The sequence below is a fragment of the Pseudomonas sp. PDM30 genome (genome assembly GCF_019218985.1).
Lineage (GTDB): Bacteria > Pseudomonadota > Gammaproteobacteria > Pseudomonadales > Pseudomonadaceae > Aquipseudomonas > Aquipseudomonas jessenii.
Map to the genome: position 1 here is coordinate 35,676 of NZ_JAHUWM010000013.1, position 21,646 is coordinate 57,321.

General features: G+C 58.4%; 24 protein-coding genes. 14 read left to right on the forward strand and 10 right to left on the reverse strand.

What is annotated here, in order from left to right; all coding sequences use genetic code 11:
- Positions 1 to 56: 56 nt before the first annotated feature.
- Together KW840_RS25240 and KW840_RS25245 are read left to right on the forward strand one after the other, a co-directional pair.
- Positions 57 to 1,589: an EAL domain-containing protein gene (locus KW840_RS25240; RefSeq protein ID WP_218498155.1), complete on the forward strand. Its 1,533-nt coding sequence runs from the start codon at positions 57 to 59 to the stop codon at positions 1,587 to 1,589.
- A gap of 234 nt (positions 1,590 to 1,823) precedes the next feature.
- Positions 1,824 to 2,189, forward strand: a complete 366-nt coding sequence (locus KW840_RS25245) for a histone-like nucleoid-structuring protein, MvaT/MvaU family (RefSeq protein WP_008051761.1) — start codon at positions 1,824 to 1,826, stop codon at positions 2,187 to 2,189.
- 162 nt (positions 2,190 to 2,351) lie between these two features.
- Here the strand turns inward: KW840_RS25245 and KW840_RS25250 are convergent, their stop codons facing one another.
- Positions 2,352 to 2,870 carry a DUF4946 domain-containing protein gene (locus tag KW840_RS25250; protein WP_218498156.1) on the reverse strand — a complete coding sequence of 173 codons (519 nt, stop codon included), beginning with the start codon at positions 2,868 to 2,870 and terminating at the stop codon, positions 2,352 to 2,354.
- A gap of 144 nt (positions 2,871 to 3,014) precedes the next feature.
- Here KW840_RS25250 and gloA point away from each other — a divergent pair, with 144 nt between their 5' ends.
- On the forward strand, positions 3,015 to 3,536 hold the full coding sequence (gloA, locus tag KW840_RS25255) for a lactoylglutathione lyase (RefSeq protein ID WP_057714666.1): 522 nt from the start codon (positions 3,015 to 3,017) through the stop codon (positions 3,534 to 3,536).
- Positions 3,537 to 3,758: 222 nt separating this feature from the next.
- On the opposite strand, the gene ahpF is transcribed toward gloA, so the two are convergent.
- The 3 genes from ahpF to KW840_RS25270 all read right to left on the reverse strand — a co-directional run bounded on the left by ahpF (position 3,759) and on the right by KW840_RS25270 (position 7,102).
- On the reverse strand, positions 3,759 to 5,321 hold the full coding sequence (gene ahpF, locus KW840_RS25260) for an alkyl hydroperoxide reductase subunit F (protein ID WP_218498157.1): 1,563 nt from the start codon (positions 5,319 to 5,321) through the stop codon (positions 3,759 to 3,761).
- A gap of 139 nt (positions 5,322 to 5,460) precedes the next feature.
- Positions 5,461 to 6,024 (reverse strand): alkyl hydroperoxide reductase subunit C, encoded by a 564-nt coding sequence (gene ahpC / locus KW840_RS25265; RefSeq protein WP_007975937.1) that lies wholly within the window; start codon positions 6,022 to 6,024, stop codon positions 5,461 to 5,463.
- 139 nt (positions 6,025 to 6,163) lie between these two features.
- Entirely contained in the window at positions 6,164 to 7,102 is a 939-nt protein-coding gene (locus tag KW840_RS25270; RefSeq protein WP_218498158.1) for a site-specific integrase, read from the reverse strand.
- 704 nt (positions 7,103 to 7,806) lie between these two features.
- Here KW840_RS25270 and KW840_RS25275 point away from each other — a divergent pair.
- Positions 7,807 to 8,817: a DNA-binding protein gene (locus KW840_RS25275; RefSeq protein WP_218498159.1), complete on the forward strand. Its 1,011-nt coding sequence runs from the start codon at positions 7,807 to 7,809 to the stop codon at positions 8,815 to 8,817.
- Here the strand turns inward: KW840_RS25275 and gorA are convergent.
- The 3 genes from gorA to galU form a co-directional block, all read right to left on the reverse strand.
- A complete protein-coding gene (gene gorA, locus KW840_RS25280) occupies positions 8,814 to 10,172 on the reverse strand; it encodes a glutathione-disulfide reductase (protein WP_218498160.1) in 1,359 nt (452 codons plus the stop codon). The genes KW840_RS25275 and gorA overlap by 4 nt on opposite strands.
- A gap of 85 nt (positions 10,173 to 10,257) precedes the next feature.
- Positions 10,258 to 11,772: an MFS transporter gene (locus KW840_RS25285; protein ID WP_218498161.1), complete on the reverse strand. Its 1,515-nt coding sequence runs from the start codon at positions 11,770 to 11,772 to the stop codon at positions 10,258 to 10,260.
- Between the two features lie 336 nt (positions 11,773 to 12,108).
- Entirely contained in the window at positions 12,109 to 12,948 is an 840-nt protein-coding gene (gene galU, locus KW840_RS25290) for a UTP--glucose-1-phosphate uridylyltransferase GalU (protein WP_056724500.1), read from the reverse strand.
- A 288-nt stretch (positions 12,949 to 13,236) separates the two neighbouring features.
- On the opposite strand from galU, the gene KW840_RS25295 reads away from it, so the two are divergent.
- Together KW840_RS25295 and KW840_RS25300 are read left to right on the forward strand one after the other, a co-directional pair.
- Complete coding sequence (locus KW840_RS25295) at positions 13,237 to 13,425, forward strand: hypothetical protein (RefSeq protein WP_007985505.1); 189 nt, start codon at positions 13,237 to 13,239, stop codon at positions 13,423 to 13,425.
- A 136-nt stretch (positions 13,426 to 13,561) separates the two neighbouring features.
- Positions 13,562 to 13,843: a hypothetical protein gene (locus KW840_RS25300; RefSeq protein WP_057714661.1), complete on the forward strand. Its 282-nt coding sequence runs from the start codon at positions 13,562 to 13,564 to the stop codon at positions 13,841 to 13,843.
- Positions 13,844 to 13,854: 11 nt separating this feature from the next.
- Here KW840_RS25300 and KW840_RS25305 read toward each other — a convergent pair whose 3' ends face one another.
- Positions 13,855 to 14,085: a hypothetical protein gene (locus tag KW840_RS25305; protein ID WP_008053025.1), complete on the reverse strand. Its 231-nt coding sequence runs from the start codon at positions 14,083 to 14,085 to the stop codon at positions 13,855 to 13,857.
- Between the two features lie 72 nt (positions 14,086 to 14,157).
- Positions 14,158 to 14,514 (reverse strand): hypothetical protein, encoded by a 357-nt coding sequence (locus KW840_RS25310; protein ID WP_057714660.1) that lies wholly within the window; start codon positions 14,512 to 14,514, stop codon positions 14,158 to 14,160.
- Between the two features lie 201 nt (positions 14,515 to 14,715).
- Here KW840_RS25310 and KW840_RS25315 point away from each other — a divergent pair, with 201 nt between their 5' ends.
- From KW840_RS25315 to ada, 5 genes are all read left to right on the forward strand, one after another.
- Entirely contained in the window at positions 14,716 to 15,018 is a 303-nt protein-coding gene (locus tag KW840_RS25315; protein ID WP_007912251.1) for a DUF1883 domain-containing protein, read from the forward strand.
- A 37-nt stretch (positions 15,019 to 15,055) separates the two neighbouring features.
- Positions 15,056 to 15,223: a hypothetical protein gene (locus tag KW840_RS25320; RefSeq protein WP_090455470.1), complete on the forward strand. Its 168-nt coding sequence runs from the start codon at positions 15,056 to 15,058 to the stop codon at positions 15,221 to 15,223.
- A gap of 117 nt (positions 15,224 to 15,340) precedes the next feature.
- Positions 15,341 to 16,045 carry a 2OG-Fe(II) oxygenase gene (locus KW840_RS25325; RefSeq protein WP_218498162.1) on the forward strand — a complete coding sequence of 235 codons (705 nt, stop codon included), beginning with the start codon at positions 15,341 to 15,343 and terminating at the stop codon, positions 16,043 to 16,045.
- Positions 16,035 to 16,715, forward strand: coding sequence for a DNA oxidative demethylase AlkB (gene alkB, locus KW840_RS25330; protein ID WP_218498163.1), 681 nt, complete (start codon positions 16,035 to 16,037; stop codon positions 16,713 to 16,715). Before KW840_RS25325 ends, alkB begins: the two co-directional genes overlap by 11 nt.
- A gap of 87 nt (positions 16,716 to 16,802) precedes the next feature.
- Positions 16,803 to 17,867, forward strand: coding sequence for a bifunctional DNA-binding transcriptional regulator/O6-methylguanine-DNA methyltransferase Ada (gene ada / locus KW840_RS25335; protein ID WP_218498164.1), 1,065 nt, complete (start codon positions 16,803 to 16,805; stop codon positions 17,865 to 17,867).
- Here ada and KW840_RS25340 read toward each other — a convergent pair whose 3' ends face one another.
- On the reverse strand, positions 17,868 to 18,851 hold the full coding sequence (locus tag KW840_RS25340) for an MDR family oxidoreductase (protein WP_218498165.1): 984 nt from the start codon (positions 18,849 to 18,851) through the stop codon (positions 17,868 to 17,870). It lies immediately after the preceding gene.
- A gap of 154 nt (positions 18,852 to 19,005) precedes the next feature.
- Here KW840_RS25340 and KW840_RS25345 point away from each other — a divergent pair, with 154 nt between their 5' ends.
- From KW840_RS25345 to modB, 3 genes are all read left to right on the forward strand, one after another.
- A complete protein-coding gene (locus KW840_RS25345) occupies positions 19,006 to 20,073 on the forward strand; it encodes a nitronate monooxygenase family protein (RefSeq protein ID WP_218498166.1) in 1,068 nt (355 codons plus the stop codon).
- Between the two features lie 122 nt (positions 20,074 to 20,195).
- Positions 20,196 to 20,963: a molybdate ABC transporter substrate-binding protein gene (gene modA / locus KW840_RS25350; protein ID WP_150814103.1), complete on the forward strand. Its 768-nt coding sequence runs from the start codon at positions 20,196 to 20,198 to the stop codon at positions 20,961 to 20,963.
- Positions 20,964 to 21,644 (forward strand): molybdate ABC transporter permease subunit, encoded by a 681-nt coding sequence (gene modB, locus KW840_RS25355; protein WP_090455483.1) that lies wholly within the window; start codon positions 20,964 to 20,966, stop codon positions 21,642 to 21,644. It begins immediately after the preceding gene.
- Positions 21,645 to 21,646: the final 2 nt, after the last annotated feature.

Here is a 21,646-nt window from a genome sequence, read left to right on the forward strand (position 1 = left end):
GGCGTTTTGCCCCGCCATCAATTGAGAGCCTTACATCTTCGTGACAGGACTCGCGAATGCCGCTGAAAGCCAAGACCCGCAGTCGCAGCACAAGAATTGCCGTTACTCTGATCAGTGGCTTGCTCCCGGTGCTGCTGGGGGCCGCCATTCTTTACATGCAAGCAGGGCGTGCGCTCAAACAAGACGCCGAACAAACCGCCGAAGAAGCGATTCGTCAGTTCGACCTGATGCTCGACAACAACGCCCAGGCTGCTCGTGAATTGCTGCCGCTGGCAGGCCAAAGTTGCGGTGAAGTCACACTGGCGCTGCGCGAGCAGGTCACTCGCCGCCCCTTCGTGCGTTCAACCAATCTGGTGTGGGACAACAACCTCTATTGCAGCTCTCTGTTCGGCGACTACCAGGAGAAGGTCAACCCCGGTGACTACACCCAGGGCGCCTTATGGCTCTTGAGCGGCAATCCGGTAACGCCCAACACCGCCGTGCTGGTGTACCGGGTGAGCGAAGGAAAAAAAGGCGCACTGTCGACCCTCGATGGTTATCACTTGATTAATACCCTGCGCCTGATCGGTCGCAATACCTTACTGGTGCTGCAAGTTGGCCCGGACTGGATATCCGCCGATGGCAAGGTTCATACCGGCACTGCGCCTGACCTGCCCGTTGCGCAAAGTCACTTGACCTCCGGGCACTATGCTTTTGCCGTGGAAGCCGGTTTTCCCAAAGGCGAAATCTGGCGATACATACGCAGCGAATATCCGCCGCTGCTCAGTCTGCTGATTTTCTTCGGTGTGATTGCCGGGGCTATTGGTCACGTCCTGCAAAAGCGCTCCTCGGCACCTACCCAGGAAATGCAGCGGGCACTGGAAGCTTCAGAGTTCATTCCGTATTTCCAGCCCGTGGTGCATGGCGACAGTAAAAGCTGGTCCGGCGCTGAAGTGCTGATGCGCTGGCAACACCCAAAGGAAGGCCTGGTGCGTCCGGATCTGTTCATTCCGTTTGCCGAGCACTCCGGGCTGATCGTGCCGATGACCCGCTCACTGATGCGACAAACCGCCGCCCTGCTCGCACCGCAATCGGCCAGCTTCAACAAGCCGTTTCACATTGACATCAACATCACCGCCAGCCATTGCCAGGACCTGGAACTGGTCAAGGATTGCCGCGAGTTTCTCGATGCGTTCGAGCCAGGCTCGATCCATCTGGTACTGGAACTGACCGAACGTGAATTGATCGAGCCCACGGCCATCACCCTGCAACTGTTCGAACAACTTCGCGAACTGGGCGTGAAAATCGCCATCGACGACTTCGGCACCGGCCATTCAAGCCTTGGCTACCTGCGGCAGTTCAATGTCGATTTTCTGAAAATCGACCAGAGTTTTGTCGCCATGATCGGCATCGACACACTGTCGAGCCACATCCTCGACAGCATCATCGAACTGGCGGTCAAACTCGACCTTGCCCTGGTGGCCGAAGGTGTCGAAACCCGCGAACAGAGTGATTACCTGAGCGTTCACCAGGTCAACTTTCTGCAAGGTTATCTGTTCGGCAAACCCATGCCCGGCGCGGAATTCATTAGTGCATTAAGCGACCATTAACTCGCGAATTCAATCGCCAAAACAAACGATTAGCCGCACCAATTTGAATCAAAACACTTCTGACGTTACATGAAGAAAAAGACAGGATTTACTCTTGGCCAATTAACTACTACAATTTTTGATGCCTGCGCTAAATTGGCAGGTGAGCCACTATCACCGAGTCGCTTCAAGGCTCTTGGCTTATAGCTTTGTTTGCGGTTGGCATCAACCAAACACACTATTGGAGTAAAGATATTGTCCAGACTCGCTGAATTTCGTGCAGCCGAAAAGGCCCTTCAAGAACAGCTCAAGCAGTTGGAATCCCTGAAGAACGATGCCGGGCTCAAGAAAGAAATCGAATTCGAAGAGAAGCTCCAGGGCTTGATGAAAACCTATGGCAAGAGCCTGCGCGACATCATCGCCATTCTCGATCCTAACCCGGCAAAATCCGGCCTGCTGCAGGCAGCCGCCCCTAAAACCCGCCGCGCCCGTGTGGTCAAGGTTTATCAGAACCCGCACACCGGCGAGCTGATTGAAACCAAGGGCGGCAACCACCGCGGCCTGAAAGCCTGGAAAGAACAGTACGGTGCAGCCACCGTTGATTCCTGGTTGCGCGGCTAACTCTCGCGGCGACAAAAAAGCCCTGCTTATGCAGGGCTTTTTCATGGGCTATCTAAATGCCTGGGGCCGGCACCCGACAATTACTAACTGCCATCAACTTTGTGCTTAATCCATTTGGATATCTAAAATATTTTTCATGCATCGAAAAAGCACTGCCGCTTACTAAAGTTTCAAGCTGTTACGGGCAGCGTCTATTTCATCCCGGCTCGCCTTATAAGCCTCGGCCTGCCCTGCGTAGGAAAGAACATAGGCCTTATCGGCATCCACCGCGGCCACCAATGTTTGAGAAAGCACATGCCTGCCGTTTTGCGTGATGGTGCAGGTTGTTTCCAGCGCGGCCAATCGACTCAACGTAGTCGAATGAATGCGCGTGCAGACACTTTGATATCCGCCCTGAAAGAAGTCTTTTTGAACCGACTTGCGCATCTCCAGCAGTACGCCTTCGAGGTTTACCTGGTGACCGCTTTGCACCGGGCTCATGGTCAGTTCCATCACCATGAGCGGCGATCCATCCTGATCATTTTTCACCGCCCGCTGGCGACTGCCCCCCGACGCCGATTCAGGCACGTCTTCGACCTGCCAGCCTTGCGGCCAGGTCACCACTGGCGCATCGGCGCAAGCAGCGCCAGCCAGCGAAAGCACGCTTAGCAGGATGAACAGCACGTTACGGAATCGAATCATTGCAATGAGCACTCAAGGTTCAAGCCGTAAAGTCTGGGCCCAGGCCGGCTGTCAGGCAATAGCCGACTGTTTGGGTTTGGTGATGTCCGAACCCTTGCGTATCATTGTCGCCATTCGTTAGCCCACATATTTCCCGGAGGGCCCATGAGCCTGCACGAATTGAACACCTTCCCCGGCGTCACCGCCCAACCGGACGCCGCTACACAGAAATTTGTCTTCAACCACACCATGCTGCGGGTCAAGGACATCACCAAGTCCCTGGATTTCTACACACGCATCCTGGGTTTTACCCTGGTGGAAAAACGCGATTTCCCGGAAGCCGAGTTCAGCCTGTATTTCCTGGCGCTGGTGGACAAGAACCAGATCCCGGCCGACGCCACCGCGCGCACCGAGTGGATGAAATCGATCCCAGGCATCCTGGAACTGACCCACAACCACGGCACCGAGAACGATGCGGATTTCGCCTACCACAATGGCAACACCGACCCGCGCGGTTTTGGCCACATCTGCATCTCGGTGCCGGACATCGTCGCCGCCTGCGAGCGCTTTGAAGCACTGGGCTGCGATTTCCAGAAACGCTTGAGCGATGGCCGCATGAAGAGCCTGGCGTTCATCAAGGATCCGGACGCCTATTGGGTAGAGATCATTCAGCCAGCACCGCTGTAACCCGCACAACAAATCCAACATTTGGAATGTGTGAAACACAAAACCCCATGATCAATCATGGGGTTTTGTGTTTTCAGAGCCGGCGCCGATACCCCTCTGTAGGAGTGAGCCTGCTCGCGATAAACCCGAGAACGCCGCGGGGCACCTGCCAACCAGCGTTATCGTTGACGACCATCGCGAGCGAGCTCGCTCCTACAAGGTTTTTTGTTTTCAGCGTCCGATTTATGCCGGAGCCGAGGTCCGGATCAAGTGATCGAAAGCGCTCAGGGAAGCCTTGGCACCCTCGCCCACTGCGATCACGATCTGCTTGTACGGCACCGTGGTCACGTCACCGGCAGCGAACACACCCGGCACCGACGTTTCACCGCGAGCGTCGACGATGATCTCGCCACGGGGCGACAATTCGATGGTGCCTTTGAGCCAATCGGTGTTGGGCAACAGACCGATCTGCACAAAGATCCCTTCCAGTTCCACGCTGCGCAATTCGTCGCTCTGACGATCCTTGTAGCGCAGGCCGTTGACCTTCTGGCCATCACCGGTGACCTCAGTGGTTTGCGCACTGGTGATCACGGTGACGTTCGGCAGGCTGTGCAACTTGCGCTGCAATACCGCATCGGCTCGCAACTGCACATCGAACTCCAGTAGCGTGACATGGGACACGATACCGGCCAGGTCGATGGCCGCTTCGACGCCGGAGTTGCCGCCGCCAATCACCGCCACGCGCTTGCCCTTGAACAACGGACCGTCGCAATGCGGGCAGTACGCCACGCCCTTGTTGCGGTATTGCTGCTCACCGGGAACATTCATTTCACGCCACCGCGCACCGGTCGCCAGAATCACGGTCCTGGCCTTCAACGAGGCGCCGCTGGCGAAGTGAATCTGGTGCAGCTCGCCATTCTTGCCGGGTACCAGTTTGTCGGCACGCTGCAGGTTCATGATGTCCACGTCGTACTGCTTGACGTGTTCTTCCAGGGCCACGGCCAGTTTCGGGCCTTCGGTTTCCTGCACCGAGATAAAGTTCTCAATGGCCATGGTGTCCAGCACCTGGCCACCAAAACGTTCGGCCGCGACACCGGTGCGAATGCCTTTACGGGCCGCGTAGATTGCCGCCGAAGCACCGGCCGGGCCACCGCCGACCACCAGCACGTCAAAGGCTTCTTTGGCGCTGATCTTCTCGGCCTGGCGTTCGATGCCGCTGGTGTCGATCTTGGCGAGGATTTCTTCCAGACCCATGCGACCCTGGCCGAAGTTCACACCGTTAAGGTAGATGCTGGGGACCGCCATGATCTGGCGCTCATCGACTTCAGCCTGGAACAGCGCGCCGTCGATGGCGACATGGCGAATGTTCGGGTTCAGTACCGCCATCAGGTTCAGCGCCTGGACCACGTCCGGGCAGTTCTGGCAGGACAGCGAGAAGTAAGTCTCGAAGTTGAACTCGCCTTTGAGCGACCGGATCTGTTCGATCACATCGACACTGGCCTTCGAAGGGTGGCCGCCGACTTGCAGCAAGGCCAGCACCAGCGAAGTGAATTCGTGGCCCATCGGAATGCCGGCGAAACGCAGGCTGATATCGGCACCCGGGCGATTGATCGAGAACGATGGTTTGCGTGCATCGTCACCGTTGTCGAGCAAAGTAATCTGGCTGGAAAGACTGGCAACGTCTTTCAGCAATTCAAGCATTTCCTGGGATTTCGCACCGTCGTCGAGGGAGGCAACGATCTCGATCGGCTGGGTGACCCGTTCCAGGTACGATTTCAACTGGGCTTTAAGATTGGCGTCCAACATACGGGCGATTTCCTTTTGACTGATTCATTTAGAGCAGGCATAAAAAAACGCCCGAGCGAATCTCGCCCGGGCGTTTTTATTGGGCGGTGCAGCTTACCGAGTAGGTGCGGAGTTCCGCCCTGATGGTGCGATCACAGACTTAGATCTTGCCGACCAGGTCCAGGGACGGTGCCAGAGTGGCCTCGCCTTCTTTCCACTTGGCTGGGCAAACCTGACCTGGGTGAGCTGCGACGTACTGGGCAGCCTTGATCTTGCGCAGCAGCTCGGAAGCGTCACGGCCTACACCGCCGTCGTTGAGTTCAACGATCTTGATCTGGCCTTCAGGGTTGATCACGAAGGTGCCACGGTCAGCCAGGCCTGCTTCTTCGATCAGCACGTCGAAGTTGCGGGAGATGGCGTGGGTCGGGTCGCCGATCATGGTGTACTGGATCTTGCCGATGGCTGGCGAAGTGTTGTGCCAGGCAGCGTGGGCGAAATGGGTGTCGGTGGAAACGCTGTAGATCTCGACGCCCAGTTTCTGGAACGCGTCGTAGTTGTCAGCCAGGTCTTCCAGCTCGGTCGGGCAGACGAAGGTGAAGTCGGCCGGGTAGAAGAACACTACAGACCACTTGCCTTTCAGGTCTGCGTCCGAGACTTTTACGAAGTCGCCATTTTTGAATGCGTCAGCTTTGAACGGTTTAACTTGGCTGTTGATGATAGGCATCGTTGACTCTCCGTCAGGGGGTTAAGAAGTTGATGGAAAGAACTTTACCCACTCGACGAACGGAAGGCTCATTGGCAAACCTGATGCTGCTGATTGGCTTTCGCTATTAGCCAGCTGTATTAATAGAAGAAAACGGTATCTAGGGTGAGACGGGCTTTTCCGTGATACGCGCCATGCCGAGAAACGGACTGGCTTCGATGTAGCGCATGGCCGACTTCATGTCATTCCAGCCCACATAGCTCATCAGCGACTTCAGATCCCAACCACTTTGATGCGCCCAGGTGGCAAAGCCGCGACGCAAGGAATGACTGGTATAAAGCTCACCGGCGATACCTGCTCGCGCCAACGCCTGACGCAGTAACGGAATCACGCTGTTGGCGTGCAAGCCCCCCTCGCCCAGATGCCCCCAGCGGTCGATGCCACGGAACACCGGCCCACGCACCAGTGCCGCCTCGGTAATCCAGTCGATATAAGCCTGCACCGGACACAACCGTTGCAAGGCCGGTGTCTGATAGGTCTTGCCAAGGTTATCGCGATCACTCTTGCTACGCGGCAGATAGAGACTGATGCCGGAACCGGCGCTGGCCTGCACGTGTTCCACCTGAAGCCGGCACAACTCATCACTGCGAAAGCCACGCCAGAAGCCCAACAGGATCAGGGCCATGTCGCGCCTGGCCCGCAGCAAACCCGGTCGGTCGCCTGTGGCCCTGGCGGTCTGCACTTCTTGCTCCAGACAACTGACCACCTGCTCCAGGTGCTGAAGCTGCAAGGGTTCTGCCTGTTTTTCCTGGGCCGGGTGCAGCGCGCGAATGCCCTTGAAAACTTTGCGCACCACCGGCGCCTTGGTGGGATCGGCAAAGCCCTGGCTGTTGTGCCACTGCGCCAATGCCGACAAACGCAGTTTCAGCGTGTTGATCGACAACATGCCGGCATGGGCCACCAGGTAGCGCGCCACGCTGTCGCCGGTTGCCGGCAGAAAACCGCCCCACGTGACTTCGAAGTGTTCGATGGCCGCCCGATAGCTGCGACGGGTGTTGTCGCGAGTCGCGGCTTGCAGATAGCGATCCAGATCGCTCATAGGAAATGAACCTGTTTTAACCGACTGTAGGAGCGAGCTCGCTCGCGATGATCGTCAACGATAACGCTGGCTGCCAGGTGCCCCGCGGCGCTCTCGGGTTTTTCGCGAGCAAGCTCGCTCCTACAAGGGGCATCGGCCGCTGGCGCGAAAAACACAAAACGCTGTAGGAGCGAGCTCGCTCGCGATGATCGTCAACGATAACGCTGGCTGCCAGGTGCCCCGCGGCGTTCTCGGGTTTTTCGCGAGCAAGCTCGCTCCTACAAGGGGCATCGGCCGCCGGCGTTAAAAACACAAAACGCTGTAGGAGCGAGCTCGCTCGCGATGATCGTCAACGATAACGCTGGCTGCCACGTGCCCCGCGGCGTTCTCGGGTTTTTCGCGAGCAGGCTCGCTCCTACAAGGGGCATCGGCCGCTGGCGTTAAAAACACAAAACGCTGTAGGAGCGAGCCCGCTCGCGATGGTCGTCAACGATAACGCTGGTTGGCAGGTGCCCCCGGGGCGTTCTCGGGTTTTTCGCGAGCAAGCTCGCTCCTACAAGGGTTGGTGTACGGAAACAGTGCGAGGAATACCTAGAAACTTCGATCACACGGGGTAATACCAGTATATCCCGTGTTAATCACATTCAGCATTTAACTTTTTCTATTGAATGGTACAATGTGTATTTACGTGGTACGTACCACATTATCAAAACCCGGGAGATCTCATGGCACGCGGCGGTGTAAATAAAGCGGTGGTTCAAGCCGCTCGGTTGGCGATCCTCGCCCGCGGCGAAAACCCCAGCATCGATGCCGTACGCATCGAAATGGGCAATACCGGCTCAAAAACCACGATTCATCGCTACCTCAAGGAGCTCGATGACCGGGTCGAACCTGTCGAGGTGCCGACAGAACCAATCGACGACGAACTGATGGCGCTCGTGGCGCGGCTCGCGCAAAGACTCAAGGAGCAGGCGCAAGAGCCCATCGACCAGGCGCGCGCGCAGTACGAAGAACAACGCAAGGCGCTGGAAAACCAGCTCGGCGAAGCGCAAGAGGACAACAGCGAACTGCACCAGCAATACGAGTTTCAAAGCCTGGCGCTGACTCAGGAATCCGAGGCCCTGCAAGAAACCCGAGCCATGCTGCAAACGGAGCAAACCCGCAACGCCGGGTTGAATCAGGCGCTGGCCGATTTCGAATTGCGCTTGAAAGACAAGGACGAGCAGATCCGCTCCCTTGAAGAAAAGCACCTGCACACTCGCGACGCACTGGAGCACTACCGCAATGCGGTCAAGGAACAGCGCGAACAGGAAATGAGTCGCCACGAAGGCCAGGTGCAACAGATACAGATGGAACTGCGTCAGGCGCAACAAAGCGCACTGGTACGCCAGGATGAAATCACCCAGTTGCACCGCGACAACGAACGCTTGCTGACTGAAAACCGCGGCACGCTGCGCGAACTGAGCCTGCTGCAAGAACAGCTCAAGCAAAGCAATACCCGTCAGGATCAGTTGCTGGAACAGGCCACCCGCGTCGACGGTGAGCGCACCCTCCTCCAGGAACGCCTGCGCGTCGCCCTGCTGGAAAGCCAGGCACTCAAGCAGAACGTCGATGAGCAGTCGCAGCTCAACAGGTCACTGGAAATGGATCTGGCCAAGACCCGGACGGATCTGGAAGAACGCGTACGTCTTGCCGCGACCCTTGCGGCAGCGGCAGACGCAGCGAAGGACGCTTAACCGGCGACCGGCGTACGCATGGTGACGAACTCTTCGGCGGCCGTCGGGTGCACCCCGATGGTTTCGTCGAAGTCGCGCTTGGTGGCGCCGGCCTTCAAGGCAATCGCCAGGCCCTGGACGATTTCACCGGCTTCCGGGCCGACCATGTGGCAACCCAGGACCTTGTCGGTGTTGGCGTCCACCACCAGTTTCATCAGCGTGCGCTCCTGGCATTCGGTCAGGGTCAGCTTCATCGGCCGGAAGCGGCTTTCGAAGATCTGCACCTCGTGACCGGCTTCGCGAGCCTCTTCCTCGGTCAAACCGACGGTGCCGATGTTCGGCAGGCTGAACACCGCCGTCGGGATCATCTTGTAATCCACCGGACGATACTGCTCTGGCTTGAACAGGCGTCGCGCCACCGCCATGCCTTCAGCCAGGGCCACCGGCGTCAGCTGAACACGACCGATCACATCGCCCAGCGCCAGGATCGACGGCTCGGCGGTTTGATACAGCTCATCGACCTCGACAAAGCCTTTCCTGTCGAGTTTGACCCCGGTGTTTTCCAGGCCCAGATTGTCCAGCATCGGACGACGCCCCGTGGCGTAGAACACGCAATCGGCTTCCAGTTGGCGACCATCCTTGAGTGTGACTTTCAGGCTGCCATCGGACAGCTTGTCGATGCGCTCGATGTCCGCGTTGAATTGCAGGTCCATGCCGCGCTTGGTCAACTCTTCCTGCAGGTGCTTGCGCACCGAAGTGTCGAAGCCGCGCAGGAACAGTTCACCGCGATACAACAGCGTGGTCTCGGCGCCCAAGCCGTGGAAGATCCCGGCGAACTCGACCGCAATGTAGCCACCGCCCACCACCAGCACCCGCTTGGGCAGCTCTTTGAGGAAGAACGCCTGGTTGGAACTGATGGCATGCTCATGCCCCGGAATCTCCGGAATCTGCGGCCAGCCGCCGGTGGCGATCAGGATGTTCCTGGCGGTAAAACGCTCGCCATTGATCTCGACCTGATGCGGGTCGACGATCTTCGCGTGGCCCTCATGCAAGGTCACGCCGCTGTTGACCAGCAGGTTGCGATAAATGCCATTGAGGCGATTGATCTCGCGGTCCTTGTTGGCGATCAACGTCGGCCAGTCGAACTGCGCCTCATCCAGGCCCCAGCCAAAACCGGAAGCCTGCTCGAAGTCTTCGGCGAAGTGCGCACCGTAGACCAGCAATTTTTTCGGCACACAGCCGACGTTCACGCAGGTCCCGCCCAGATAGCGGCTTTCGGCCACGGCCACTTTCGCACCGAACCCGGCGGCAAACCGCGCAGCCCGCACACCACCGGAACCGGCGCCAATCACATATAGGTCAAAATCGTAGGCCATTTTCAATCTCCTCGGCAGGCCAACAGCATACCTGCGGACGGCCGCCGAGCAAGCATTGTGCTGAAATGCGCGGCCCAATCTTCGATCAATGCCCCTCTGCAGATTGCGTTTTCGATGTCCGCAGAGTGCGCCAAGCAATCAAAATAGCCATGAGTGCCAAGCCGAACGTCACCCACGAAACCAAACCGATTCCACCTTCGAATGCCCTTCCCGCCTGCGCCATCAATTCCCTTGCTTGATCACCCGACAAGTCTGCCGCCACATGATAGGCGTCAGACAGCGTCTCTCTCGCCAGCATCATCTGCAATTCGCTCAGGAACCCCGGAAGCTGCAATACACCGCGATAGTAGGCAGTGACGACACCGCCGAGCACTGTCGTCCCCAAAACTACACCCACTTCATAGGCCGTTTCGCTAATGGCAGACGCGGCGCCCGCCTTTGCCGGAGGTGCGGCCGACAAAATCACATCATTGGATACCGTCGCGATCGCGCCCACGCCAATGTTCAGCAAGGCAAAAGCCACCACTAGAACGGTCAGGTTACTGCCCATGCTGGCGACCAGCAAAAACGCCGCTCCAGCAAACGCCATCAGAATCGGTATTAGCACATGCACCTGTAATCGCTGTGCAACAGGCACGACCGCCATCCCCACTACAATCGCCATGACCTGACCAGGAATCAACGCGAGGCTAGCACTCAAGGGCGACATCTGAAGAACGATCTGCAGAAACTGAGTGGTAAAGAATACGAAGCCGACGAGAAACGCGAGACTCATTAAATTGATCGCGACAGAGCCGCTAAAGGTGCCACTACGGAACAGACTCAGGTCCATCAGCGGCACTGGCAGACGTAACTGTCGACGCACAAACATCCAGCCCGCAACTGCGCCTACTGCAAACACCGTCAGCGTCATCCAATCGATACCATTACTGGCGCTGTGTTTAACGCCATAAACGATGGCACCAAGGGCAACCATCGATTGCAGGATGCTAAGCGGATCCAGCGGTCCTGAAGCATCTCGCTCGGATTCGGGCAACAACATTGGGCCCAATATCAGCAGCGGCACCAACACGGGCACCGCCAACAGGAAAATCGCCCCCCAACTGAAATATTCCAGCAACACCCCGCCCACCAACGGACCCAGTGCCGAGCCGACCGTCAACGTCGTTGCCCAGATCGCGACTGCCAGTCTGCGCTCTTCTCGGTCCTCGAACACCGAACGTATCAACGCCAACGTTGAGGGCATCAGCATTGCACCGAAAACGCCCATACAAGCCCGCCCGGCAATCAGTTGCGTAGCGGTATCGGAATACGCGGTTAGCACCGACACAATCGCAAAACCCAAAGATCCGGCCAGCAACAACTTACGATGACCGACTCGATCTCCCAGACTCCCCATCGACACCAGCAACCCCGCCAATACCAGCGAATAAGCGTCGATCATCCACAACTGCTGACTAGCACTCGGACGCAGGGCCTCGGCAATCTTTGGTAACGCGAACCCAAGCACCGTATTGTCAACTGTCACCAGCAATACCGGTAGCATCAGTACGCTTAGAGCCAACCATCGTTTTAGGGTTACGCATCCTGTTAACGCCATTCACGAAACTCCATTTCCTTATAAACCCCAGCGACTTTAAGCGCGCCCTTGACGTGACATCAGTCACGCCGAGCAAACCGGCTCTGGCATATCCCATTTAATACAGAGGTTTTTAGCCGCAACAACCATCGTTTATCCCTGCAATTAACAAATCAGGATTTTCCTTCGCAACGCCTACCGATGGATGTCAGGCGATACCTACCTTTGCGCCCCCCTGCGTACATTTTCCTACACAAAAGCAAACGCCCCGAACGAAGTCGGGGCGTTTGCTTTATCCCTCACCTGTGTTTTTTACACAGAGCGGAGTTCGATTTCCAACACGAGCAACTCAGGCTATCAGTACGCCTTGCCCGTCTTGTAGAAGTTCTCGAAGCAGAAGTTGGTCGCGTCGATGTAGCCTTCGGCGCCGCCGCAGTCGAAACGCTTGCCCTTGAACTTGTAGGCCATCACGCAGCCGTTCTGGGCCTGTTTCATCAGGGCGTCGGTGATCTGGATTTCGCCGCCCTTGCCTGGCTCGGTCTGTTCGATCAGGTCGAAGATGTCCGGGGTCAGGATGTAGCGGCCGATGATGGCCAGGTTCGACGGTGCGTCTTCCGGCTTTGGTTTTTCAACCATGCTGTGTACGCGGTAGATGTCGTCGCGGATCATCTCGCCGGCGATTACGCCGTACTTGTTGGTCTCGGACGGATCGACTTCCTGGATGGCCACGATCGAGCAGCGGAACTGCTTGTACAGCTTGACCATCTGGGTCAGAACGCCGTCGCCTTCGAGGTTGACGCACAGGTCGTCCGCCAGTACCACGGCGAACGGCTCATCACCGATCAGTGGACGGCCGGTGAGGATCGCGTGGCCCAGGCCTTTCATTTCGGTCTGGCGGGTGTAGGAGAACGAGCACTCGTCGAGCAGCTTGCGGATGCCGACCAGGTATTTCTCCTTGTCGGTGCCCTTGATCTGGTTTTCCAGCTCGTAGCTGATGTCGAAGTGGTCTTCCAGGGCGCGCTTGCCGCGACCGGTGACGATGGAGATTTCGGTCAAGCCGGCATCCAGTGCTTCTTCGACGCCGTACTGGATCAGTGGCTTGTTCACCACCGGCAGCATTTCTTTGGGCATGGCTTTAGTCGCTGGCAGGAAGCGAGTACCGTAACCGGCTGCTGGGAACAAGCATTTCTTGATCATATAAGTCCTTGAAAGGGCTGTGTGTACGAGTTTCGGCGCAGTCTAATCAGGCGGCGTGCACCTTACAATGCCCCGCGCTGGCTAACCGATGCCAACATAGAGAAATATTCTTGCCGATAGTTCCCTGCGGGAGTGCGCAGGTCGCTGCGCAGCCTCTTATGCATAGCAGAGACTTGCGCAAATGCACGGTTTCTACCGCCCGGAACCCATCACCATACGCCCATCGGCACCCCTTGAGTGTGTTTGGCGGTATCATGGCGCGATTGAACCAGACAACGAGGCAAGTAGATGTCGGCAGTAAAAAGCGTCAACGGATTCCTGATCAATCAGGAGAAAGACGGCCAATGGTGGGTGGCCAGTGTCGCCGGTGAAAATATCGCCGGGCCGTTCCCTTCCGAAGCCCTGGCAATCGAAGTGGCCTCGGTGCTGGAACTTGAGCACCCGGAACCCAAGCGACGCGGCAAAGACAAGAGCTGATCGACGCCCGATGCAAAAAGCCCTGCCATGGCGCAGGGCTTTTTTATGAATACCGAAAAAGAAGTGGCCTTTGGCTATAACCTTTTGAATCCGGCGCTGTCTCAGCCTTAGCCCCCCCCCTGACGATGATCAAGCCATGAATAAAGTTTTGCCTTTGCTGACGGTATTGGCCCTGAGCGGCTGCGCAACGTCGGAACAAACCTACCTGGCTAACGGAGAGCAAGGCCTATCGATTGACTGCTCCGGGGAAGCCAACTCTTGGGCGGCGTGCTACGAAAAGGCCGATGCGTCCTGCGCGGGCACCGGCTACAAGATTGTCGGAACCGATGGCACCCCCTCGCTCAAGGAGAGCGAAAAGACCCTCGGCGCCGACGTCGGTAACTACAAGAGCCGTAACGTCGTGGTGATCTGCAGGTAACGCGCCGCGCCCTACATATGGATTTCGGCGAATTTGATTCCAAGCCCGCGCACGGTATCGATCAGATCATCAAGGCGGCTGAAGGACTCGACTTCATCATTGTCATCCACCAGGAAATAGCTGCGCCCGGCGCTTTTCTTGAAAAACACGATCCATTCCCCCAGCTCCGCCGGATTCTGAATCACATGGGTGGCAGAGATTAAACCCTCTGCATGCCGCTCCCGGACCTGCTCTCGCTTCATGTTCGACTCCAGAAATAACGATGCCGCCAAAGCAGGGCTTTGGCGGCATCGGTGCTGATGGTCGATAGTCTATCAGCCGGAAATGCACTCGTTGGCAGCCTTCTGCACATCCTTTGGCCGCACCGGGACATTGGACATGCTCTCGTGCAGCTTGATGCTGCTGCCGCCGGAGCGTTCTTCGATGTCAAACACGGCAGATGGCCCCACGGAAAACTTGAGCGGCACGATCACGCGCAAGCCATCCTTGTGCGACTGGATCTGCAAGGCGCCTCGGCTATCGGCCAGTTTTTCGCTCAGGCATTGCGCGTATTCATGGGGCTTCTTGCCAGAAATCACGTTCATCGTCGGCAAGGACTCGTTGATGTCCGAGACGTTCGCGCAACCACTGATCGTCAATGCCATCGGCAACAACCACAAACCCCACTTCATACCAAACCTCCATTAAAGACCCTCGGACAGCGCAACTGCGATTTTTCTCCGAGACAAACTGCTTTATCGCTCATCAAATGTGAAATAAGCGTTTTTTATTGTCGAAGCGGTCGGATAATAAGGCGTTCGGGCTGATAAACTGCGCCTATCGCCCATGCTATCGTTTTGATTTTGTAGAAAAAGCCCTTCTGGAGGCGCCTCATGAAATTTATCCATCAGCGCGAGCACCTCAATGAAGACGACATCGTCGTCATTCAATGCTCCCAAATGTGCAACATCCGCTTGATGAACGACGCCAACTTCCGCAGCTTCAAGAATGGCGGTCGTCACACCTATCACGGCGGTGCATTCGACACGTTTCCAGCCCGCATCACAGCCCCGAGCACCGGTTTCTGGAACATCACGATCGACACCGTCAACCGCCGCGCTATCAGCGTGACGCGCAAACCCACCCTGACGCACTCGATCAAAATCATTCGCCGCTCCAGCACGAAACTGAGCTGATCAGCGAACCCGAAACACAAGACAGGCAGAGACAACCGTGGCCCAAACGACCAAGTACGTCATCAAATATAAACTCAACGGTGAGCGCCGCTTCGAGTTTGCCCAGCTTGAAAACGGCACCCAGGAAGAAGCCAAGGCGGCGCTGGACGCCATTCATGGACAAGACGACGTCATCAGCGACATCAGCGTCAGCAAAGCGTTGTAACACGATCCGGAGCGACAATGGACGTCGGCTCCCGCTCGCAGTTCGACCGCAAGCAGCGGAGTGCCAGTTTTATTTTTGCCTTGCAGACTGACCACCTCCATCACAAGAGGCCCGGCAATGAGCGAGCAATATCTGGACAGACTGGACTGGCCCCGGCTGGAGCAGCAACTTGATCAGGACGGCTGCGCCGTCATCCCGTCACTGCTGAGTCACAAGGCTTGCGGGCAGGTCAGCGCCTGGTACCCTCGCACCGAACTGTTTCGCTCCCACGTGGTGATGGCTCGCCACGGGTTCGGCCGAGGCGAGTACAAGTATTTCAACTACCCCTTGCCGGAACTTGTGGCCCGCTTGCGTAGCGCGCTCTACCCACGACTGGTGCCCATCGCCAATCGCTGGCATGAACAGATGGGCTTGCCGGAGCGTTTTCCTGAAACCCTTCCAGCCTTCCTTGATCGCTGCCATGCCGCTGGTCAGAACCGTCCGACACCCTTGTTGCTGCAATATGGTCCGCAGGACTACAACTGTTTGCATCAGGATCTGTACGGTGAGCACGTTTTCCCGCTGCAAGTGGCGATCCTGCTGTCAGACCCGGATCAAGACTTCACCGGCGGCGAATTTGTCCTGACTGAACAGCGCCCGCGAATGCAGTCACGCCCGATGGTCATCGGCCTGAAGAAAGGTGACGGGCTTATCTTTGCGGTCAACCAGCGTCCGGTCAAAGGCACTCGCGGTTACTACCGCGTTACCCTGCGTCACGGCGTGAGTCGCCTGCACAGCGGTAAACGGCATACCCTTGGAATCATCTTTCACGATGCGTCATGAACCCATGAATCCGCAGACTTTCGATCTGTTTGCCGATGCAGAACCCGAGCAACAGCCCAGGCGCGAGCAGATCGGCGAACAGTCCTACGTGCTCAGAGGCTTCGCCCTGCCCTGGCTGGCGCGTTTGCTGCCTGCCCTGGAAGAAGTGCTGGCGGCCGCGCCGTTTCGGCAGATGGTCACACCCGGCGGTTTTACCATGTCGGTCGCCCTGAGCAGTTGTGGCCAATTCGGCTGGACCACTGACCGCAGCGGTTATCGGTACACTCGCCTCGATCCAGACACCGCAAAGCCCTGGCCAATGATGCCCGAGGTGTTTTTCCAACTGGCGCAAGCGGCGGCGCAGGCAGCAGGGTTCACCGGTTTTGCGCCGGATTCCTGCCTGATCAACCGTTATATCCCCGGGGCAAAAATGTCATTGCATCAGGATAAGGACGAACATTCCTACGCCGCCCCCATCGTTTCGGTATCCCTGGGTTTGCCGGCGATGTTCCTGTTCGGCGGTTTTGCACGCAGCGACAAAAGTCAGCGCGTTCCCCTGTTCCATGGCGACATCGTGGTCTGGGGTGGCGTGGATCGCCTGCGTTATCACGGCGTGTTGCCGATCAAGGACGGCCATCATCCGAAACTGGGCGAGCAACGCATCAACTTCACCTTCCGTACCGCCGGATAAAGCCTTCGAATTTGACCGCAAGCGCCGGAGTGTGTGGCAACTGCCCCACGGTTAATGTGCAGGCAACCCCTCAATGGACGTGACGCCATGACAACCCGATCGACCAAAATCGCCACTGAAAACGATCCGCGCTGGGCAGCCGTGGTTGCGCGCGACTCCAAGGCTGACGGGCAGTTTGTCTATGCCGTGAAGACCACAGGCATCTACTGCAACCCCAGCAGCCTCGCGCGCTTGCCCAAACCACACAATGTCGAATTCTTCGATAGCGCCGAACAGGCCCGGGCCGCGGGTTATCGTCCGAGCAAACGCGCGACGAAGGATCAGAGCGAACTCGCCGCGCAACATGCCGCCACCGTGGCCGCCGCGTGCCGCCAGATCGAAAGCGCGCAAACGCTACCCGCCCTGGGCGAATTGGCCGAGGCGGCGGGCCTGAGCAGCTTCCATTTCCATCGCGTGTTCAAAGCCGTCACCGGCCTGACGCCCAAGGGCTACGCCGATGCCCATCGTTCACGCAAGGTACGCGAGCGACTGGCGGACGGCGGCTCGGTGACCGATGCCCTGTATGACGCCGGCTTCAACTCCAACAGCCGGTTTTATGAAGCGGCAGACCAACTGCTGGGAATGAAACCCGGAGACTACCGCGCGGCCGGTCAAAACAACGACATTCGTTTTGCCGTCGGCCAGTGTTCGCTGGGCGCGATTCTGGTGGCACAGAGTGAGCGTGGGGTCTGTGCGATCCTGCTGGGCGATGATCCGCACCAACTGGTCTGTGATCTGCAAGACAAATTCCGCCGCGCCAACCTGATCGGTGCCGATCATGAGTTCGAGCAATTGATTGCCCGGGTCGTCGGCTTTATCGAGGCGCCGGCCATTGGCCTTGATTTGCCGCTGGACGTACGCGGCACGGCGTTTCAGGAGCGTGTCTGGCAAGCGCTGCGGGAGATTCCCGTGGGCAGCACCGCCAGCTATGCCGATGTCGCCCAACGCATCGGTCAACCAAAAGCCGTTCGCGCCGTGGCCCAGGCCTGCGGCGCGAACAGCCTGGCCGTGGCGATCCCTTGCCATCGCGTGGTGCGCAGCGATGGCAATCTGTCGGGCTATCGCTGGGGTGTCGAGCGCAAACGTCAATTGCTGCAGCGCGAATCGCAGTGATCAGCGGTTCACATCCACCACCACGCGCCCGCGCAACTGCCCGGCAAGCAAGCGTGACGCGGCCTCGATGGCTTCGCTCAAGCCGATTTCGTGACTGATCAGTGGCAACAGATTGAAGTCCAGATCCCGGGCCAGGCGATTCCAGGCTTCCACGCGCTTGGCTTTGGGCTGGGTCACGCTGTTGATGCCAGCCAGGGTCACGCCGCGCAAGATGAACGGCGCAACGGATGCGGGAAAGTCCATGCCCTGGGCCAGACCGCAGGCCGCGACGGTGCCGTTGGCCTGGGTGCTGGCACACGCATTGGCCAGGGTGTGGCTGCCGACCGAGTCGATGACGGCCGCCCAGCGCTCCTTGGCCAACGGCTTGCCCGGCGCGGACAAGGTGGCGCGATCGATGATTTCGCTGGCGCCCAGTTGCTTCAGGTAGTCGTGCTCCGAGGTCCGTCCGGTGGACGCGACCACCCGGTAGCCGAGCCTGCTCAGCAAGGCGATGGCAAAACTGCCGACGCCACCGTTGGCGCCAGTCACCAGAATGTCGCCCTGCCCGGGCTTCACGCCGTTGTGCTCCAGTGCCAGGATGCACAGCATGGCCGTGTAGCCCGCCGTACCGATGGCCATCGCCTGGGCCGCGGTAAACGCCTTGGGCAGCGCTATCAGCCAGTCACCGTTCAGGCGAGCCTTCTGCGCCAATCCACCCCAATGCCCTTCACCCACGCCCCAGCCATTGAGCAGGACCTGGTCACCGACCTTGTAGTCCGGATGCGCGCTGACTTCGACGACACCGGCCAGGTCGATCCCCGGCACCATCGGGAATTTGCGCACCACCGGACTGCTGCCGGTAATCGCCAGGCCATCCTTGAAGTTCAGCGTGCTGTAGGCCACACGCACCGTGACATCGCCCTCGGGTAACTGATCGTCCTGGATCTCTTGCAGTGTGGCCCGGTAACCGCTGTCGTCTTTGTCGATCAAAATGCCTTTGAACATTACGGCCTCTCAATGGAATCAGTCTGTGGGTGGTGCAATTGAAATAACACATAAGCCTCACCCGCCGAAATGACGACTGGCCTTGCGCCAGTCGTTGCGTTACAAATCCTGCTCTACCGCCCCTACCCGGATTCAACGTCGGAGAACACAGCACATGAACCAATGGCCAGATACCCGCATTCTTGACCTGCTCGGGATCGAACTGCCGATCATTCAGGGGCCGATGGCCGGTGCCACAAACTCTTCCATGGTGATTGCAACCTGCAATGCCGGCGGCCTGGGCTCGATGCCAGCGGCGATGCTCAGCACGGATCAACTGCGCGAAGAGCTCAAAACCATCCGCCAACACACCCGGCGCCCGATCAACGTCAACTTCTTCTGTCATCGGCCACCGGCTCCGGATGAGCAACGCGCGCAGGACTGGAAAAACCTCTTGCAACCTTACTACCAGGAACTCGGCGCCGACTTCGATGCGCCGACGCCGGTGTCCAACCGGGCGCCGTTCGATAATGCGGCCTGCGAAGTGGTCGAAGCGTTTCGCCCTGAAGTGGTGAGTTTCCACTTTGGCCTGCCGGAAAAATCCCTGCTCGACCGGGTCAAGGCCACCGGCGCGAAGGTGCTGTCCTCGGCCACCACCGTCGCAGAAGCCGTGTGGCTGGAACAGCATGGTTGTGATGCAATCATTGCCATGGGCTACGAAGCCGGGGGCCATCGCGGAATGTTTCTCAGCGATGACCTGAGCAGTCAGGTGGGGACTTTCGCCCTGGTGCCCCAAGTCGTCGATGCGGTGAAGGTGCCGGTGATTGCCGCCGGCGGCATCGCTGACGCACGAGGCGTCGCCGCGGCCTTCATGCTCGGTGCTTCGGCGGTGCAGGTGGGTACGGCGTACCTGTTCACGCCAGAGGCCAAGGTCAGCCCTTCCCATCACAAAGCCTTGCGAACCGCCCGGGAAAGCGAGACGGCCGTCACCAACGTGTTCACCGGCCGCCCGGCCCGGGGCATCCTCAATCGGGTGATGCGTGAGCTGGGGCCCATGAGCGCCAAGGCCCCGGCCTTCCCCCTTGCCGGTGGCGCGCTGATGCCGTTGCGGGCCAAAGGTGAAGCGGACTTCAGCAACCTGTGGGCCGGCCAGGCATTTACCCTCGGGGTCGAATTGACCACCGAAGCACTGACTAGAAAGCTGGCTGAAGAAGGATTAGCGAGACTGCTAGGTCGTCCCTGAGCATCACTCTCATTAAAATTGTATACAATTTTGCGGCAACACATTCCGTTTAAAGGCAATTCGCTATATATTTTTGTACATAACGATTAACCTTCCGCCATTGCCTTTAACGGAGCCGTTTCATGACCATTCGTGCCTCACGTTTTGCCCCGACCTGCCTGGCGAGCCTTCTCGCCGTATTCGCCTTCGGCTCAGCCCAGGCGGACGAAGTCCAGGTGGCCGTCGCCGCCAACTTCACCGCCCCCATCCAGGCCATCGCCGCTGATTTCGAAAAAGACACCGGGCATAAACTGGTCGCCTCCTTTGGCGCCACCGGCCAGTTCTACACCCAGATCAAAAACGGCGCGCCGTTCGAAGTGTTCCTCTCGGCAGATGACAGCACCCCGAAAAAGCTTGAAGCCGAAGGCGACTCCGTCAAGGGTTCGCGCTTCACCTACGCCGTCGGTACGCTGGCGCTGTGGTCGGCCAAGGAAGGCTACGTCGATGCCAAGGGCGATGTGCTGAAAAAGAACGAGTACCAGCACCTGTCCATCGCCAACCCCAAAGCCGCGCCTTATGGCCTGGCGGCGACCCAGGTACTGGCCAGGGAAGGTTTGACCGACAAGGTCAAGGACAAGATCGTCGAAGGCCAGAACATCAGCCAGGCCTACCAGTTCGTCTCCACCGGCAACGCCGAGTTGGGATTTGTCGCCCTGTCGCAGATCTATAAGGACGGCAAGATCACCAGCGGTTCGGCCTGGATCGTTCCCGCCAGCCTGCACGACCCGATCAAGCAAGACGCGGTGATTCTCAACAAGGGCAAGGACAACCCGGCCGCCAAGGCACTGGTTGACTACCTCAAGGGGCCGAAAGCGGCAGCTGTCATCAAGTCCTACGGTTACGAAATCTAAATGTCGCTATCGAGTGCCGATTTTTCCGCCATCTGGCTGACCCTGAAACTGGCGTCCCTGACGACCGTCATCCTGCTGATTGTCGGCACTCCGATTGCGTTATGGCTGTCGCGCACCCGCTCCTGGTTGCGCGGTCCGGTCGGGGCGATTGTCGCCCTGCCCCTGGTGCTGCCACCGACGGTGATTGGTTTCTATCTGTTGCTGGCCCTCGGCCCTCACGGGTACCTTGGCCAGCTCACCCAATCACTGGGCCTTGGCACCCTCACGTTCAGTTTTGCGGGGCTGGTCATCGGTTCGGTGCTGTATTCGATGCCGTTTGTGGTCCAGCCGCTGCAAAACGCTTTTTCCTCGATTGGCACGCGCCCGCTCGAAGTGGCCGCGACCTTGCGGGCCAATCCCTGGGATACCTTTTTCAGCGTGACACTGCCCCTGGCCCGCCCTGGTTTCATTACCGCGGCCATTCTCGGCTTTGCCCACACCGTCGGCGAGTTCGGCGTGGTGTTGATGATCGGCGGCAACATTCCCGAGAAGACCCGCGTGGTCTCGGTGCAGATCTACGATCACGTCGAAGCCATGGAATATGCCCAGGCCCATTGGCTGGCCGGGGCAATGCTGGTGTTCTCGTTTGTCGTCCTGCTGGCGCTGTATTCCAGTCGTAAAACCAAAGCGGGCTGGAGCTGACC